Source organism: Pseudomonas sp. AC242, from assembly GCF_979258655.1.
In genome coordinates, this window is the sequence record NZ_OZ409873.1 from 2,313,954 (window position 1) to 2,331,944 (window position 17,991).

Annotated in this window: 12 protein-coding genes; 8 read left to right on the forward strand and 4 right to left on the reverse strand. The window is 60.6% G+C overall.

Annotated elements, in window-relative coordinates; all coding sequences use genetic code 11:
- Positions 1-83: 83 nt before the first annotated feature.
- From ACZZ0A_RS10495 to ACZZ0A_RS10510, 4 genes are all read left to right on the forward strand, one after another.
- Positions 84-3,161 (forward strand): autotransporter domain-containing protein, encoded by a 3,078-nt coding sequence (locus tag ACZZ0A_RS10495; RefSeq protein ID WP_414915132.1) that lies wholly within the window; start codon positions 84-86, stop codon positions 3,159-3,161.
- Between the two features lie 57 nt (positions 3,162-3,218).
- On the forward strand, positions 3,219-4,907 hold the full coding sequence (locus ACZZ0A_RS10500) for a polyurethane esterase (protein ID WP_463542994.1): 1,689 nt from the start codon (positions 3,219-3,221) through the stop codon (positions 4,905-4,907).
- A gap of 208 nt (positions 4,908-5,115) precedes the next feature.
- Positions 5,116-6,969 (forward strand): polyurethane esterase, encoded by a 1,854-nt coding sequence (locus tag ACZZ0A_RS10505; RefSeq protein WP_463542995.1) that lies wholly within the window; start codon positions 5,116-5,118, stop codon positions 6,967-6,969.
- A 241-nt stretch (positions 6,970-7,210) separates the two neighbouring features.
- Positions 7,211-7,585, forward strand: a complete 375-nt coding sequence (locus tag ACZZ0A_RS10510) for a hypothetical protein (protein WP_463542996.1) — start codon at positions 7,211-7,213, stop codon at positions 7,583-7,585.
- Positions 7,586-7,717: 132 nt separating this feature from the next.
- Here the strand turns inward: ACZZ0A_RS10510 and ACZZ0A_RS10515 are convergent, their stop codons facing one another.
- Complete coding sequence (locus tag ACZZ0A_RS10515; protein WP_042705060.1) at positions 7,718-7,942, reverse strand: YgdI/YgdR family lipoprotein; 225 nt, start codon at positions 7,940-7,942, stop codon at positions 7,718-7,720.
- A gap of 194 nt (positions 7,943-8,136) precedes the next feature.
- Between ACZZ0A_RS10515 and ACZZ0A_RS10520 the strand changes: the two genes are divergently transcribed.
- The 4 genes from ACZZ0A_RS10520 to ACZZ0A_RS10535 are packed head-to-tail and all read left to right on the forward strand — an operon-like array spanning position 8,137 to position 14,643.
- A complete protein-coding gene (locus tag ACZZ0A_RS10520; protein WP_463542997.1) occupies positions 8,137-9,789 on the forward strand; it encodes a VRR-NUC domain-containing protein in 1,653 nt (550 codons plus the stop codon).
- Positions 9,786-12,104: an ATP-dependent DNA helicase gene (locus ACZZ0A_RS10525; RefSeq protein WP_463542998.1), complete on the forward strand. Its 2,319-nt coding sequence runs from the start codon at positions 9,786-9,788 to the stop codon at positions 12,102-12,104. The genes ACZZ0A_RS10520 and ACZZ0A_RS10525 overlap by 4 nt, the downstream gene beginning before the upstream one ends.
- A 5-nt stretch (positions 12,105-12,109) precedes the next feature.
- Positions 12,110-14,050: a hybrid sensor histidine kinase/response regulator gene (locus ACZZ0A_RS10530; protein WP_123375159.1), complete on the forward strand. Its 1,941-nt coding sequence runs from the start codon at positions 12,110-12,112 to the stop codon at positions 14,048-14,050.
- Positions 14,051-14,106: 56 nt separating this feature from the next.
- On the forward strand, positions 14,107-14,643 hold the full coding sequence (locus ACZZ0A_RS10535; protein ID WP_007914867.1) for a hypothetical protein: 537 nt from the start codon (positions 14,107-14,109) through the stop codon (positions 14,641-14,643).
- Positions 14,644-15,204: 561 nt separating this feature from the next.
- Here ACZZ0A_RS10535 and ACZZ0A_RS10540 read toward each other — a convergent pair.
- The 3 genes from ACZZ0A_RS10540 to ACZZ0A_RS10550 all read right to left on the reverse strand — a co-directional run bounded on the left by ACZZ0A_RS10540 (position 15,205) and on the right by ACZZ0A_RS10550 (position 17,980).
- Positions 15,205-15,501, reverse strand: a complete 297-nt coding sequence (locus ACZZ0A_RS10540) for a hypothetical protein (protein ID WP_095113281.1) — start codon at positions 15,499-15,501, stop codon at positions 15,205-15,207.
- A gap of 187 nt (positions 15,502-15,688) precedes the next feature.
- The gene (locus tag ACZZ0A_RS10545; protein ID WP_123375160.1) at positions 15,689-17,032 is read right to left on the reverse strand and encodes a cation:proton antiporter; all 1,344 of its coding nucleotides are present in this window, start codon (positions 17,030-17,032) and stop codon (positions 15,689-15,691) included.
- 90 nt (positions 17,033-17,122) lie between these two features.
- The gene (locus tag ACZZ0A_RS10550) at positions 17,123-17,980 is read right to left on the reverse strand and encodes a glucose 1-dehydrogenase (protein WP_007914862.1); all 858 of its coding nucleotides are present in this window, start codon (positions 17,978-17,980) and stop codon (positions 17,123-17,125) included.
- Positions 17,981-17,991 lie beyond the last annotated feature (11 nt).

Consider the following 17,991-nt stretch of genomic DNA (forward strand, 5'->3'; position numbering starts at 1 on the left):
GCTGATCGTTCCCACGCGGAGCGTGGGAACGATCAGAGCTGAAGAGACGGATTTTTCGCAACAACACTAAGGAAGGTCGCTGGATGAATAACAATAAAACCCCCGCGCAAACGGGTGGCCGCTTTGCCCTGAAATCCCTCACGCTCGCCGTACTCTGTGCAATCGGCACGGCACACGCTGCGCCGTACGTGGAGAGCGGTCGCACGGGCGATCCGTCGAGTTGGCGCAGTGCCGAGTTTCAGGCCGATTGGGGTCTGGGCGCGATCGGTGCCGATCATGCTTACGCCGCCGGCTATACCGGTAAAGGCGTGAAACTGGGGATCTTCGACCAGCCGGTGTACGCCGCGCACCCGGAGTTTTCCGGCAGCAATAAAGTCGTCACCCTGGTCACCAGCGGAATCCGCGAATACACCGACCCGTACATCCCGGTCAAAGCCGGCGATGCGTTCCGCTATGACGGTTCGCCCTCGGTCGGCTCCGACGGCAAACTCGGCGCCCACGGCACCCACGTCGGCGGTATCGCCGCCGGCAGTCGCGACGGCGGACCGATGCACGGTGTGGCGTTCGGTGCGCAGATCATCAGCGCCGACAACGGTGACCCGGGTCCGGAAGACGGCATCGTTCGCGGCAACGACGGCGCGGTGTACAAGGCCGGTTGGGATGCACTGATCGCCAGCGGCGCGCGGATCATCAACAACAGTTGGGGCATCGGTATCACTGATCGTTTCGACCTCGGCGGCCGCGATCCGGCGTACCCGCATTTCACCGTCAATGACGCGCAGTTGCAGTTCAACGAGATCCGCACGCTGCTCGGCACCAAACCCGGCGGTGCCTACGATGGCGCGATTGCCGCCGCACGCAGCGGCATCGTGACGATTTTCGCTGCCGGCAATGACTACAACCTCAACAACCCGGACGCCATCGCCGGCCTCGGTTATTTCGTTCCGGACATCGCGCCGAACTGGATCACCGTCGCCGCGTTGCAGAAGAACCCGGACCTGGCCAGCGCCAACCCGTACATCATGAGCACGTTCTCCTCGCGCTGCGGTTACACCGCGAGTTTCTGCGTCTCGGCGCCAGGCACGAAGATCTTCAGCTCGATCATCGAAGGCACCAACGCCGACAACCTGACCACCGGCTACAAAAACTACAACGGCACCTCGATGGCCGCGCCGCACGTCGCCGGCTCCATGGCGGTGCTGATGGAACGCTTCCCGTACATGACCGGCGATCAAGTCGCCACGGTCTTGCGCACCACCGCCACCGACCTCGGCGCACCGGGCATCGACGCCTTGTACGGCTGGGGCATGATCAACCTGCGCAAGGGCATCGATGGCCCGTCGATGTTCGTCACTGAGCAAGACATACCGGCGGAATTCCGCATCGAGGGCGCGTACGGTTCCGGCCAGTTTGTCGCCGATCTACCGGGCATCGGCGCGATCATCGATCAGGGCAAACCGACCGAACGCGTGTGCACCGACATCACCTGCGGCCTCGACACCTGGCGCAACGACATTTCCGGCCACGGCGGTTTGACCAAGCAAGGTATCGGCACGCTGGTGCTGACCGGCAACAACACTTACAGCGGCCCGACCCTGGTCAATCAGGGGCGTCTGGCCATTAACGGTTCGCTGCAATCGGCGGTGACGGTGAATGACGGCGGTATCCTCGGCGGCAATGGCCACATCGGTGCGCTGTCGGTGAACAGCGGCGGTACGGTGGCGCCGGGTAACTCCATCGGCACAATGAATGTGGCCGGTGACGTGACCTTTGCACCGGGTTCGACCTACGCCGTAGAGCTGTCGCCGACCAGCAGCGACCAGATCATCGCGACTGGCAAAGCGGTCATTGAAGGCGCGACGGTGAGCATGTCGCTGGAAAACAGCCCGACACTGCTGACCACCAACGAGGTGCAAAGCCTGCTCGGCACGCGCTACAACATCCTGCAAGCGGCCGGCGGCATTGAAGGGCGCTTCGGTCAGGTGTTGCCGGATTACGCCTTCCTCGGTGGCACGCTGGCGTACTCGGCCGATGGCATCCAGTTGGCCGTCGGGCGTAACGAGGCTTCGTTCGCCAGCGTCGGTCTGACGCCAAACCAGCGCGCGGTGGGCGCTGCGGCGGAACGGCTGGGCGCCGGCAATGCGCTGTTCGAAACCCTGTTGCTGTCGCCGAATGCGGCGTCGGCGCAGCAAGCGTTCCAGCAACTGTCCGGCGAGATCCATCCGGCCATTGGCACGATGCTGATCAACGACAGCCGTTACCTGCGTGAAGCGGTGGGCGAGCGTCTGCGTGAGCGTGATCTGTTCAACGCTGGCGCACCGACCGACGATCGCAGCAACGCCTGGGTCAAAGTGTTGGGTTCGTGGGGCAAGAGTGATGGCGGGCATGACAATGCCGACTCCAACAGCTCTATTGGCGGCCTGCTGGCCGGTGTTGATGGCTTGATCGCTGAAGATACCCGTCTGGGTTTCGTTACCGGTTATAGCGACAGCTCGTTGAGCATGGGCAGCGGCACGCATTCGTCGGCGTCGGTCGACAGCTACCACTTGGGTGCGTACCTGGGGCATCAGATCGATGCGCTGCGGCTGACCGTCGGCGGCGCCTACAGCTGGCACCGTGTCGACGTCAAACGTGACCTGCAGTTCGGGGACGTCAGCAGTAAACAAAAGACCAAGCACGATGCCGCCACCACTCAAGTGTTCACCGAGGCCGCTTATGATCTGGGCCTGCAACCGATGAATCTGGAACCGTTCGCCAACCTGTCCTACGTGCACCTCAATACCGAAAGCTTCACCGAGAAGGGTGACGCCGCCGCGCTGAAGGGCGGTGAGGACAATCGCGATGTGGTGCTGTCGACCCTCGGCGTGCGCGCCAAGCGTTCGTTCGCCTTGTCGGATCAGCATCAGCTGGAACTGGGCGCGAGCCTCGGCTGGCAGCACAACCTGAACAACGTCGATGCTGACAGCCATCTGGCCTTTGCCAACGGCAACAGCGCGTTCACCGTGCAGGGCGTGTCGATGGATCGCGACGCCGCGGTGGTCGGCGTGCGGGCAGGTCTGGCGCTCAACCGCGATGTGCGGGTGAACCTGGATTACAACGGCCTGATCGGCTCGAACGAGAAGGACCACGGTGTGGGTCTGACCCTCGACTGGCAGTTCTAAAGCGTACCGGCAGCTCTGCACAGAGCTGCCGGTTTCTGAAGGAAGAGAGAGCACAACATGGGACTGTTCGATTATAAAAATGCCGATGGCAAAGCGTTGTACAGCGACGCCATCGCGCTGACGCTATATGCCTACACGCCGACCGGCAAGCCGCTGCCGGCCACCGCCTGGACGCCGCTCACGGCGACGGCGCTGGGCTATCAGGGCAAAGTCGGGCCGCAGGGCACGTTCTTCGGCGAGAAGGACGGCTTCACCAGCGCCGAGGCCGAAGTGCTCGGCAAATACGACGCCGCCGGCAAACTGATCGGCATCGGCGTGGCCTTTCGTGGCACCGGCGGGCTCGGTTACAGCGATACCTTCGGCGACCTGAAAAACAACCTGCTGGCTGCCATCGGGCCTTCGGATTACGCGAGCAATTACGCTAAAAACGCCTTCGACAATTTGCTCAAGGCTGTCGCGGCATTCGCCATTGCCAACGGCATCGCCGCCAAGGACGTCCTGCTCAGTGGCCACAGCCTCGGCGGGCTCGGCGTCAACAGCGTTGCCGAATTGAGCGCGAGCAACTGGGGCGGCTTCTTCAAGGACGCCAACTACATCACCTTCGCCTCGCCCACCCAGAGCAGCACCGGCAATAACGTGCTGAATATCGGTTTCGAGAACGACCCGGTGTTCCGCGTGCTCGATGGCACCACGTTCAGCACAGCCTCGATGGGCAAGCACGACAAACCCCACGATTCGACCACCGACAACATCGTCAACTTCAACGACAACTACGCGTCCACCGCGCAGAACCTGGTGCCGTTCAGCATCGTCAATCCGCTGAACTGGTCGGCCCACAGCTCGCTGGGCTATGCCGATGGCTTGAATCGGGTCATCGATTCGAAGTTTTACAACCTGACGCATAAAGACTCGACGATCATCGTCTCCAATCTGGAAGAAGCGTCCCGGGGCAAAACCTGGGTCGAGGATCTGGGGCGCAGCGGTGAGCCGCACACCGGCAGCACCTTCATTATCGGCACCCAGAGCAACGACTGGCTCAAGGGCGGCGCGGGCAACGACTTCCTCGAAGGCCTGGGCGGCGATGACCGTTTCCGTGATGACGGCGGCTATAACATCCTGCTCGGTGGCCAGGGTCACAACACCTTCGAACTGCAGAAACCGTTGCAGAACTTCAGCTTCGCCAACGATGGTGACGGCACGCTTTACGTGCGCGATGCCTACGGCGGCATCAGCATGACCCGCGACATTGGCGCGCTGGTGAGCAAGGAGTCGGGTTCGTGGTGGGGCAGCAAGGAAATCACCTGGGGCGTCACGGCTAAGGGTTTGACCAATGGCAGCGAGCTGACCCAGTACAACCATTCGCTCAGCGGCGATGGCTACGGCAATGCGCTGCACGCCACGGCTGACGGTGACTGGCTGTTCGGCCTCGGTGGCGATGACAAGCTGATCAGCGACAAAGGCCATGTGACCTTCGTCGGTGGCGCCGGTAACGACGTGATGACTGCCGTGGGTGGCAACAACACCTTCCTGTTCAGCGGCGCGTTCGGTTTCGATGCCATCAACGGTTATCAGGGCAGCGACAAACTGGTGTTCATGGGCGTTGAAGGCGCGGGGCAGGGCTACGACTACAAGCAACACGCGGCGCAGACCGGCAACGATACCGTGCTGAAGATTGGCGACTATGCCGTGACCCTGATCGGGGTGGGAGTGGCTAACCTGTCGGACTCGGCGTTCGTTTTCGCCTAAACAGTAATCCTGTAGGAGCTGTCGAGTGAAACGAGGCTGCGATCTTTTGATCTTGCTTTTAGGAGCAAGTCAAAAGATCGCAGCCTTCGGCAGCTCCTACAAAGGTCGCGTTAAAGAAGTGTTGTATCGAAATGCTCCGGGGCGTCCCCGTGGGGCGCCCTGGCTGTGAGCTATCTCTAACAATTCCAACAAGAGAGAGGCAATAGCAATGGGTGTGTATGACTACAAGAACTTCGGCACAGCCGATTCCAAGGCGTTGTTCAGTGATGCCATGGCAATCACGCTGTATTCCTACCACAACCTCGATAACGGCTTTGCCGCCGGTTATCAGCACAACGGTTTCGGCCTTGGCCTGCCCGCCACGCTGGTCACGGCGCTGCTCGGCGGTACCGATTCGCAAGGGGTGATTCCCGGCATTCCGTGGAACCCCGACTCGGAAAAGCTCGCCCTCGACGCCGTGAAAAAGGCCGGCTGGACGCCCATCACCGCCTCGCAGTTAGGCTACGACGGCAAGACCGACGCGCGGGGAACTTTCTTCGGCGAGAAGGCCGGTTACACCACCGCGCAAGTGGAAATCCTCGGCAAGTACGACGCTCAGGGCCATCTCACCGAGCTCGGCATTGCCTTTCGTGGCACCAGCGGCCCACGTGAGAACCTGATCCTCGACTCCATCGGCGACGTGATCAACGACCTGCTCGCCGCCTTCGGTCCCAAGGATTACGCCAAGAATTATGTCGGCGAAGCGTTCGGCAATCTGCTCAATGATGTGGTGGCGTTTGCCAAGGCCAACGGCCTCAGCGGCAAGGACGTGCTGGTCAGTGGTCACAGCCTCGGCGGCCTGGCGGTCAACAGCATGGCGGATCTGAGTGGCGGCAAGTGGGGCGGTTTCTTTGCCGATTCCAACTACATCGCCTACGCCTCGCCAACCCAAAGCAGTACCGACAAAGTGCTCAACGTCGGCTACGAAAACGACCCGGTGTTCCGCGCCCTCGACGGTTCGACCTTCACCGGCGCCTCCGTCGGCGTGCACGATGCGCCCAAAGTATCGGCCACCGACAACATCGTCAGCTTCAACGATCACTACGCCTCAACCGCGTGGAATCTGCTGCCGTACTCGATCCTCAACATTCCCACCTGGATCTCGCACTTGCCGACCGCGTATGGCGACGGCATGAACCGGGTGATCGACTCAAAATTCTACGACCTGACCAGTCGCGACTCGACGATCATCGTCGCCAACCTCTCGGACCCGGCGCGGGCCAACACCTGGGTGCAGGACCTCAACCGTAACGCCGAAACCCACAAGGGCAGCACGTTCATCATCGGCAGCGACGCCAGCGACTTGATCCAGGGCGGCAGCGGCAACGATTACCTGGAAGGTCGCGCCGGCAATGACACTTTCCGCGACAGTGGCGGCTACAACGTCATCCTTGGCGGGCAGGGCAGCAACACCCTCGATCTGCAAAGCGCGGTGAAGAACTTCGACTTCGCCAACGACGGCGCCGGCAATCTGTACGTGCGCGATGCCAACGGCGGGATCAGCATTACCCGCGACATCGGTAGCATTGTCACCAAGGAACCGGGGTTTCTCTGGGGCCTGTTCAAGGATGATGTGACCCACAGCGTCACGGCGAGCGGCTTGAAGGTCGGCAATAACGTCACTGCTTACGAGTCCAGCGTCAAAGGCACTGCTGGCGCCGACACGCTGAAGGCACATGCCGGCGGCGACTGGTTGTTCGGCCTGGATGGCAACGATCACCTGATTGGTGGTACCGGCAATGACGTGTTTGTCGGCGGCGCCGGTAACGACCTGATGGAGTCGGGGGGCGGGGCGGATACGTTTCTGTTCAACGGTGCGTTCGGGCAGGACCGGGTGGTGGGTTACACGTCGAATGACAAACTGGTGTTTCTTGGCGTGCAGGGAGTTTTGCCGGCGGAGGACTTCCGTGCCCATGCCGCGACCGTTGGACAGGATACGGTGCTGACGTTTGGCAACGATTCGGTGACGTTGGTCGGGGTGTCACTCAACAGCCTGAGTGCTGACGGTGTTGTGATCGCCTGAGGTTGATGGGGTGCCGGTAAGGGCCCTTTCGCGAGCAGGCTCGCTCCCACACTGGATCTGTGTCGTTTGCAAATCCCCTGTGGGAGCGAGGCTGCTCGCGAAGAACGATAACTCGGTTTCAAAAGTGACTCGATGGCCACGACCTGACTCAAATCCCTGCGAAAACAGCAAGTGCGGCCTAAAGCCAGCACGTGCGCACACGTTCTACAGCTAGCCGCCATTGAGTACAGGAGATTCAAACGTGAAAGGTTTCAAGGGGTATGTCGGGTTCGTTGCACTGGCGCTGGGTTCGGCCAATGCCTGCGCCGATCTGCCTCAAAGCTCGATTCTGAGCCGTTACGGCGTTACCACCGACCAACTGCCGAGCCCGCCGAAAACCGAGGCGGTCGAATCGGTCGAAGAGAAGAGCCGCTTTCAGATCCAGCCCGAACAACCGTTCGTGACCCTGCGCCTGGGTGACAGTAAACAGCCGCAGACCACCGGCAATCTGAGCATCGATCGTATGGCGCAACAGGATCTGGAACGCTGCCGGCGCTTGCAGGGGGAAGTGGTCAAGCGGGGTGGCACGTACATGCCTTGCGACGGAAGCCTGCCGGGTATGCCGACTTTCGAATAACACGCGATGATTGTTCCCACGCTCTGCGTGGGAATGCCTCAACGGACGCTCCGCGTTCGGCTTTGAAGGGACGCAGAGCGTCCCGGGCTGCATTCCCACGCAGAGCGTGGGAATGATCGACACGAGCGAAACCTAGTCTTCTTCGCGAACCGTGGCGACCTCATCAGCACGGACCTTCACCTTGGCTCCGGAAATATCCTCGAACTCATAGAAGCCATCCTTGGTTTTGGTCTTCGGCATGTCCTTGGTCAGATACTGGGTGCCGTTCTGCAGAGTGACCACCGTCGGGGTCGAGCAACCGGCCAGTGTCAGCGCCGCAGCGATGGCGAAAGGGATGCCCAGTGATTTGATTTTCATACCCACCTCTAAATCCTCATTCGATATGATGCCGAGCATTGTCGGCCCTCTAACGCGGTTGGTGCCATCCCCGGGGGAAAAGTTCGATGGCCCGGCGAAAAAATGCCATTGATCATTTTCCGTTTGCGCCGGGCAGGGCACAGCTGGTATCTGTACGCATAACCAGTACTCGTTCGCCATGGCCCAGAATTCCCGTGACTGCCAATCCCCTCGACGATCCGTTCTATTACCTTAACAACTTCCGGCAAGTACTTGATTGGCTTGAGCTTCGCTATGCCGATGTGATGAGCGAAGCGGAACATGGGTTCATTCGCGACTTCAAGGCCTTGCCTCGCGCCTCGCAGGGTTTGCTGGTACGGATGGTGATGCGCAAGGGCGTGCATTTTCGTGCCGGCAAACTCAATTACGTTGAAATCGGTGACATCGCCGAGGCCGCGCAGCCGTTGCTGGGGCACGGCTGGATCGACGAACACGCGCCGCTGGCCCTCGCCGAATTGTTCGACGTGTTGCTCAAGGCCGAGATCCTGCAAGCCTTTGCAGCCTTCATCGAGCAGCCCAAGGGTCGCAAGGACGATTGGCTGCCGGTACTGGCCGAGCAGTTTGCTGACACTCGCAGCCTGCGCGACTGGGCGCCGCTGCTCGATGATCGTTTGTTCAGCCTGACCATCATGGACTTGTGCGACCGCTTGCGGCTGATGTTCTTCGGCAACCTGTATCAAGACTGGTCGGAATTCGTTCTCGCCGACCTTGGCATCTTCACCTATGAAAAAGTCGAATTCTGCGCCGACTCGCGGGGCCTGCGCAGTCGCGCAGACGTCGACGCCTGCCTGTTCCTGCACAACTGCCAATTGCGTTTCGAGGCCGGTGAGCCGCTGGACACCATCGTCGCGCAGGTCAGTGCCTTGCACTTCGACAACCCGTGGCTGCAACGCCGGCGTGGCAAGGTGTTGTTCCAGATCGGTCAGTATTGCGAGCGCATCGGCGAATTTGCCCTGGCCCTGAGCATTTACCGCGACTGCGCCTATCCTGGCGCCCGTTTGCGCATGATCCGCGTGCTCGAGCGCAGCGGCGAATACCCGTTGGCGCTGGAACTCGCCACACTGGCAGAACAGGCACCGGAAAGTGCCGCCGAGCAGCAGGGCCTGCAACGGATTCTGCCAAGGCTGCGGCGCAAACTCGGTGGCCCGCCACTCAAGCGCACAGCGGCCAGACCGGTCGAGCGTCTGGATCTGCACTTGCCGCGCAGCGATCCTGGGTTGTCCGTGGAGTATTACGTGCAGGCGCACTTGCACGATGACGACGGCCCGGTGCATTACGTGGAAAACAGCTTGATCAATTCGCTGTTCGGCTTGTTGTGCTGGCCGGCGATCTTTGCGCCGTTGCCCGGGGCGTTTTTTCACCCGTTCCAGCGTGGCCCGGTGGACCTGCTCAACGAAGACTTCCAGCAACGCCGCGCCGAGCTGTTTCAGGCGTGCCTGAGCGAACTCGACGACGGTCGCTATGCCGCGACCATTCGCCAGCGCTTTGTCGACAAATGGGGCATCCAGTCGCCGTTCGTGTTCTGGGGCGCGGTGAATGAACAACTGCTGGAACAGGCGTTGGCCTGTCTGCCCGCCGAACATCTCAAGCACTGGTTCAACCGTTTGCTGCTCGACATCAAGGCCAACCGCGCCGGCATGCCCGACCTGATCCAGTTCTGGCCGCAGCACAAAACCTACCGGATGATTGAAGTGAAAGGCCCCGGCGATCGCCTGCAGGACAACCAATTGCGCTGGCTCGAATTCTGTCATCAACACCAGATGCCGGTGGCCGTGTGTTACGTGCAATGGGCGGAGCAGAGCGCTTGAGCTACAGCATTGCCGTGCGCGCACTGTGTGAGTTCACCGCCAAGACCGGCGACCTCGACCTGCGCTTCACTCCATCCCCCACGGCGCTGGAAGGCATCGCCGGCCACCGCACCGTGGCCTCGCGGCGCAGCGAAAAATATCAAAGTGAAGTGGCGCTGGAAGGCGAGTTCCGGCAATTGAAGGTCAAGGGCAGGGCGGACGGTTACGACCCGGCGCAAAACTGCCTGGAAGAAGTCAAAACCTACCGTGGCGACCTGAGCAAGCAACCGGCCAATCACCGCCAGTTGCACTGGGCGCAGGCGAAGATCTACGGCTGGTTGATGTGCCGCAAGCTCGAACTCGAACAGATCAATCTGGCGCTGGTGTATTTCGACATCGTCAGCGAGAAGGAAACCTGTCTGGTCGAGGCGTTCAGTGCAGATGCGTTGAAAGCTTTTTTCGAGCAGCAATGCACGCTGTTCCTGCAATGGGCCGAACAAGAAATGGCTCATCGCGAGGCGCGCAATCTCGCCGCACAACAATTGGCGTTTCCCCATGCCGATTTTCGTCCCGGTCAGCGGCATCTGGCCGAGTCGGTGTTCAAGGCCGTCAGCACCGGACGCTGCCTGATGGCCCAAGCCCCGACCGGTATCGGCAAAACCCTCGGCACGCTGTTCCCGATGATCAAGGCTCTGGCGCCGCAGCAACTGGACAAGGTGTTTTTCCTCACTGCCAAAACACCGGGGCGCAAATTGGCGCTGGATGCCAGTCAGGTGTTGTTCGATCAGTCACCAGCCTTGCCTTTGCGGGTGCTGGAAATGGTCGCCCGCGACAAGGCCTGTGAACACCCGGACAAAGCCTGCCACGGCGAATCCTGCCCGTTGGCCCAAGGTTTTTATGATCGCCTGCCAGCCGCGCGTGAGGCAGCAAGTCGAATCCGCCTGCTCGACCAAGCGGCCATGCGCGAGGTCGCCGCGCAACATGCGGTGTGCCCGTATTACCTGAGTCAGGAGATGGCCCGTTGGGTGGACGTGGTGATCGCCGACTACAACTATTACTTCGACTTCAGCGCGATGCTGTTCGGTCTCGCCCAGCTCAATCAGTGGAAAGTCGCGGTGCTGGCGGACGAGGCGCATAACCTCGTCGAACGTGGCCGGCAGATGTACAGCGCCAGTCTTGATCAGTTCACCCTCGGCAGCGTGCGCAAAACCGCGCCGGCGGCGCTGAAGAACGCGTTGCAACGGGTCAACCGTGAATGGAACGCGCTGCATGCGCCGCAATTGGCGGCGTATCAGGCGTACGACAAGGCGCCGGAAAAACTCCTGCACGCCATCTCGCTGTGTTGCGCGGCCATTGGCGATTACCTCAATGACCACCCGCAGGGTCTCGACAGCGCCTTGCAGAACTTCTACTTCGACCTGCTGCAATTCGCCCGGGTGGCCGAGCTGTACGACGAGCATTACCTGTTCGATATCAGCAAGCGCGACCTCGAGCGCAAAAAGCCGCTGTCGCAATTGTGCCTGCGCAATGTGGTGCCGGCCGCGTTCATTGGCCCGCGCCTGAAAGCGGCGCGCAGCAGCGTGCTGTTTTCCGCGACCCTCAGTCCGCGCCATTATTACGCTGACTTGCTCGGTACGCCCGCCGACACCGTGTGGGTCGACGTTGAGTCGCCGTTTTGCGCCGAGCAGTTACAGGTGCAAATCGTCAGCCGCATCTCGACGCGTTTCAACCATCGTCAGGCCTCGCTGGAACCGATTGTCGAGCTGATCGCGCGGCAGTTCAGCGAGAGCCCCGGCAACTATCTGGCGTTTTTCAGCAGCTTCGATTATTTGCAACAAGTGGCGTCGTTGCTGGCGGAGCGTTATCCGCACATCACCCTCTGGCAGCAATCGCGCGGGATGCTCGAAGGCGCGCGGCAGGCCTTTCTCGACCAGTTCACCGCACACAGCCAGGGCATCGGCTTTGCTGTGTTGGGCGGTGCGTTTGGCGAAGGCATCGATTTGCCCGGTGCGCGGCTGATCGGCGCGTTTATTGCCACGCTGGGGTTGGCGCAGTTCAATCCGGTCAATGAACAACTCAAGTACCGCATGGCCGCCATCTTCGGTGCCGGTTACGACTACACCTACCTGTACCCCGGCGTGCAGAAAGTGGTGCAGGCCGCCGGACGAGTCATCCGTACCCGCGAGGATCGCGGCGTGGTGATGCTGATTGACGACCGCTTTGCCGAGAGCCGGATCAAACAACTGCTGCCGCGCTGGTGGGCGATCAATCATGAGACGGCCGCTTCCCAATTCGCTGGATTGCCGCATACTTCCGATCATGACAATGGCTGGTGAGTGTGATGAGCGAGAAAAACAAGACCGCGGCGATCGAAGAGATGCGTTTTCGTCTATTGATCGATGCGGTGGTCGACTATGCGATCTACATGATCGATCCCGACGGCATCATCACCAGTTGGAATTCCGGCGCCAAACGCTTCAAGGGTTATGAAGAGGCGGAAATCCTCGGCGAACATTTCTCCCGCTTTTATACCGCTGAGGATCGCGCCGCCGGTCTGCCGCAACGGGCGCTCGATACCGCGATTCGTGAAGGGCGCTTCGAAGGCGAGGGCTGGCGGGTGCGCAAGGATGGCACCAACTTCTGGTCGCACGTGGTGATCGATCCGATCATTGATCCCGACGGCAAGCTGCTCGGCTTCGCCAAGATCACCCGCGACCTGACCGACCGCAAGATGGCCGAGGAAACCCTCAAGCAAAGCGAACAGCAGTTCCGTTTGCTGGTGCAGGGCGTCACTGATTATGCGATCTACATGCTCAGTCCCGAAGGCCGGGTCAGCAACTGGAACCAGGGCGCGCAGCGAATCAAGGGCTATCTGCCGGAAGAAATCATCGGCCAGCATTTTTCGATTTTTTATACCCCTGAAGATCGCGAACTCGGCGAGCCGCAACGGGCGCTGGAAATCGCCACCCGCGAAGGCCGCTTTGAAAACAAGAGCTGGCGCATGCGCAAGGACGGCACGCGGTTTCTCGCTCATGTGGTGGTCGATGCGATTCGTGGTGACACCGGCACGTTGCTCGGTTTCGCCAAAATCACCCGCGACATCACCGAGGCCCACCTGGCGCAGCAAGCGCTGGAGAAAACCCGTGAAGCGCTGTTCCAGGCGCAGAAGATGCAGGCCATCGGCCAACTCAGCGGCGGCGTCGCCCATGACTTCAATAATCTGCTGACGGTGATTCTCGGTAACCTCGAGATCGTGCACAAACGCGTGGGCGACGATCCGAAAATCAGCCGCCTGCTGGAGAACGCCACTCAGGGCGCTTTGCGCGGCGTGTCGCTGACCCAGCGCATGCTGGCCTTTGCCCGTCGTCAGGAACTGAAGACCGAATCGGTGGATATCGCGCAATTGGTCCAGGGCATCACCGGGTTGCTGCGCAGCTCCCTCGGGCCGGGCATTCGTATCGATACGCGGTTTCCCGAAGATATCGAGCCGGTGCTGGCGGATACCAATCAGTTGGAGTTGGCGTTGCTTAACCTGGCAACCAACGCCCGCGACGCCATGCCCGATGGAGGTACGGTGAGCATCACTGCCGAACCGCAAGTGGTGCTTGAGCTGGGGCATTCGGACCTGCCAGCGGGGCGTTATGTCTGCCTCAGCGTAATCGACAGCGGGGAGGGCATGGATGAGCACACGCTGGCGTCGGCCAGAGATCCGTTCTTCACCACCAAAGGGCTGGGCAAGGGCACCGGACTGGGCCTGTCGATGGTCCACGGCTTCATGGAGCAACTCGGTGGCCGTTTCATCCTCAAGAGTGCAAAGGCCCAAGGCACTACGGCGGAACTGTGGATTCCGGTGGCCGTCGCGGGCATGGCCAACAAGCCGCCGCTGCCTCACGCCGAGCCGGTGGTGGTGCCGAGACTGAGCGTGCTGGTCGTGGATGACGATTCGCTGGTGTTGACCAGCACCAGTCTGCTGCTCGAAGACCTTGGCCATCGGGTGGTCAGTGCGACGTCCGGTGCGCAGGCGCTGGCGTTGTTCGATCAGGGCGAGGTCATCGACCTGATGATCACCGACATGGCCATGCCGCAGATGAGCGGCGCACAACTGGCACATGCCGTGCGCGTGCTCAAACCGGACCTGCCGATCATCCTGGCCACCGGTTACGCCGAGCGTCTGGAAGGTTTTGCCGCGCAACTGCCACGGCTGCCCAAGCCGTTCACGCAAATGAATCTGGTGGCAATCATTGCTCAGTCGATGAAAAAAAACGTCGGTCAATCCGTCTGAACTTGCGCGCCAACGGGGACTTCTAAAGGTTTTCCCCACCCCGGAGCATGCACTTTTTGTCTCGCATACTGACCGAGCCCACTGCTGAAGAAACCCTGACCGAACATAACGCCAAAATGTTCGGCTCACCCAAGGAACGGCTGGATTTCTATCGGCGGGAGATCCAGTACGAAACCAGCATCCTCGCCAACCGCACCGACGCCTATCTGGCGGCGCAATCGTTTCTGGTGATCGCCTTTGCGTCCTGCATGGCCAACCTCAACCCGGAGTGGGGCAAGTTGTTCACGCTGGTGGTGCCACCGTTTCTGGCACTCCTCGGGTTGCTTAGCTCGCTGAACGCCTGGCCGGGGATTCGCGCGGCGTACGACATCATCGATCACTGGCATTTCAAGCAGAGCCACTTGCTCCACAGCGAACCGCTGATGGGCCTGGCGTATGACGAGTCGCCGCTGTTCAGCGAGATGGAATCGAGCCACAAGGGTTATCGCAAGTCGCTGCTGTTTTCGGTGCGCACGCCGTGGATCTTTGCGACGTTTTGGGTGTTGCTGGGGAGTTATGCGGTGTTTATTCAGGTGACCAATCCTGGGGGGTGATGGGCAGCTCTAGAAGAGCCCGGCCTATGTGGCCGGGCTTTTTCATTCGCTTGGATTTTGTGTTGCCATTCAGATCGATCCCCCTCACCCCAGCCCTCTCCCCCAAGGGGGCGAGGGGGAAGGGAGCAGATTTTTGTGCTGTTCAAAATCTGCGTTCGGCTCGGTACCTCAGGCCAAAGTCCGCGTTCAACTCGGAATCTCAGGTCGGCGTACCTCAACCATCCACCTCGGTCAGTTCCCTCTCCCTCTGGGAGAGGGCTAGGGTGAGGGGATGTCAAGGTTCGCACCGTAGTGAGCCGGTCCTCGTCGTATTCAATAATCCGCGTTCGACTCGGTACTTCAAGTCGGCGTTTCCCGACCATTCACCTCGGTCAGTTCCCTCTCCCTTTGGGAGAGGGCTAGGGTGAGGGGCTGTCAAGGTTCGCACCGTAGTGAGCCGGTCCTCGTCGTATTCAAAAATCCGCATTCGACTCGGTATCTCAAGTCGGCGTATCCCGACCATTCACCGCGGTCAGTTCCCTCTCCCTCTGGGAGAGGGCTAGGGTGAGGGGCTTTTCTGCCTCACTCCACAGTTTCAAGCTCTCGACGCAGCGCCATCGAGTTTTGCGAAGACATCGGAATCGGCGGGAAGTCCTCGTTCAAGACACACAAATGGTCGATGGCATCTTCAAACATCAAATCGGCTTTCTTGCGCAGTGCTCGGTAGTGCTCGAATTGTTCGATGTCCAGATGTTCAACCTCAAGCAGCGCATTGGCCGCTCGATTGAGGGTGTGGGCGTTATCGAACAATTGACGATTGCGTTCCAGAGCCAGTGCTCTGCAAGCCTTGATTTGCGCAGGAGTCGAGCATTCTTTCATGACCGTGACCTTTTTCTTCAAGGATTCCGTTTCATAGGCGTAGCGCCGCAGGGGAACCGAACCTGCCGGGCCTCGCCGGACGTATCCGGCGAGGGGTTATGCTTGTGACTGCCGGTGATTAAGCAGGGATCCATTTTTTTACAGAAAAATGTTCGATCAATTAGTCGATAAAACTCGGGATTAAAAATCAGGATTTTTGTTTCTTGTGCTGCTCATAGCGAGCCAGGATCGGTTGTGTGCTGATGCCGTGCAGCAAAATGCTCAGTGCCACCACCGACAAGGTCAGGTCGGTACACAAGGTGGCGACGCTATCGGTCAGCCCGTGATTCAAGCCGTAAAACAGATAGAACAGGCTACCGATCCCGCGAATGCCGAACCAGCCAATCAACAGCCGTTGGCGGCCCTCCAGCAATGCGCCCCAAGGCATCAACGCAACGCAGGCCGGGCGGATCAGGCAGAACAGCACGCCGCCCACCAGTAACGCCCGCCAATCCCAATGCGCCACCAGCACCACGCCGAGCAGAGTTACCAGAAACACTTCCATGGCGCGCTCGACCAGACCGCCGAATGACAGCATGTCGCCCATCATGATGCCGGCGGCGACCTGGTCACTCTCCAGCCGTTCCGTGTCGCCGTGCACCGCGTGCTGCGGCTCGACGTTCTGGTGGCCGACCACTGGTTGCACCAGATGCTCGGCGGGTGGCTGCCCTGCGCCGGTGGATTTCACTTCGACCTGACGCAGGCCCAGCCCGGCAGCAAACACCGACAGAAAGCCATAGCCGCCAATCGCCTCGGCGACGACATAGGCCAAGGCGATCAGTGACAACGCCAGATAGTCATTCGGACTGAGCGTGCTGTCGTCATTGCGGATACGTAGCGAAAGCGTCACCCGACCGATACCGCGGCCCATCCAGTAACCGGTGAGCAATCCTGCGGGCACCGCCCACAATAAATTGCGCAGAACCCAGCCCTGCCACTCGGCGGCAGAGCCGTCACCGTGGATCAACAACAAACCGAGAATCACAAACGGAAAGGCCACCCCGTCATTCAGCCCGGCCTCACCCGACAGGCCGAAACGCACGCTGTCGACATCCCGCGCATCGTTGACCTGAACCAGCGCCGCCAGCACCGGATCGGTCGGTGCCAGAATCGCGCCGATCAACAGCGACGGCCCCCAGGGCAAGCTCAACGCAAAGTGCAGCAGCAGACAAACCCCGGCAATGGTCAGCACCATCACTGGCCCGGCGAGGCCAAAGGCGATTCGCCAACGTTTGTCACGCAGCGGCAGGCGCAGCTTCAGGCCGCAGACGAACAGGGAGAAGAGCACCGCGACTTCCGTCAGGTGCTCCATCCACAGCGAGGCGTCTTCCAGGGATAACTTCAGCAGATCGAGGCCACTGGGGCCGATGCCTATCCCCAGCAACAAGCAAACTGCTGACGTGGTCACCGGCATCCAGCGCAGATACGACGAGGTCAGTGCCAGGGTCAGCAGGACGGCGCCGAGTACGGCGACCCACACGATAAAACTCATGATCTGCCGCCCTCAAATGTTTGATCTGACGGCAATCGCACCGTGTTCAATGGGCCTTCAGTTGTACTGTAGGCGTTGGCGAAGGCGTCATCACAACATCGGTTTACCACCGGTCACGCCATAGCGCTGGCCGGTGATGTAACTGGCTTCGTCCGAGGCCAGCAGCACGTAGATCGGCGCCACTTCAACCGGTTGCCCGGGGCGGCCGAGCGGGGTGTTGCCGCCGAAGTTCTGCACTTCTTCATCGGGCATGGTCGAGACAATCAACGGCGTCCAGATCGGCCCCGGTGCCACGCAGTTCACGCGAATCTCTTTCGGCCCGAGCATCTGCGCCAGACCGCCGGTGAAGTTGGCAATCGCGCCTTTGGTGGTGGCGTAGGCGAGCAGGGTGGGTTTGGGCATGTCCGAGTTGATCGAACTGGTGTTGATGATCGACGCGCCGGCACGCATATGTTTGATCGCGGCCTGACACAAGCGGAAGATTGCGGTGATGTTGACGTCGAAGGTCATCACCCATTCCTCGTCGGGGATTTCTTCGAAGGTTTCGTGGGTCATCTGGAACGCAGCGTTGTTGACCAGCACATCGATGCGGCCGAAGCGTTCAACGGTCTTGTCGACCAAGGCCTGGCAATGGGCTTTTTGCGCGATGTCGCCCGGCAACAGCAGGCATTGGCGCCCGGCCTGTTCGACCCAGCGCGCGGTTTCTTTGGCGTCTTCATGTTCATTCAAGTAGGCGACGGCAACATCGGCGCCTTCACGGGCGAAGGCGATTGCCACGGCGCGGCCGATGCCGCTGTCGGCGCCGGTGATCAGGGCGATCTTGCCGGCCAGCCGCCCGGAGCCGACGTAGCTTTGCTCGCCGCAGTCGGGGTAGGGCTGCATTTTGCCTTGCGCGCCGGGCACGGCTTGGGCTTGTGCGGGGAAGGGTGGTTTTGGATGGTCGGTCATCGCGGGTCTCC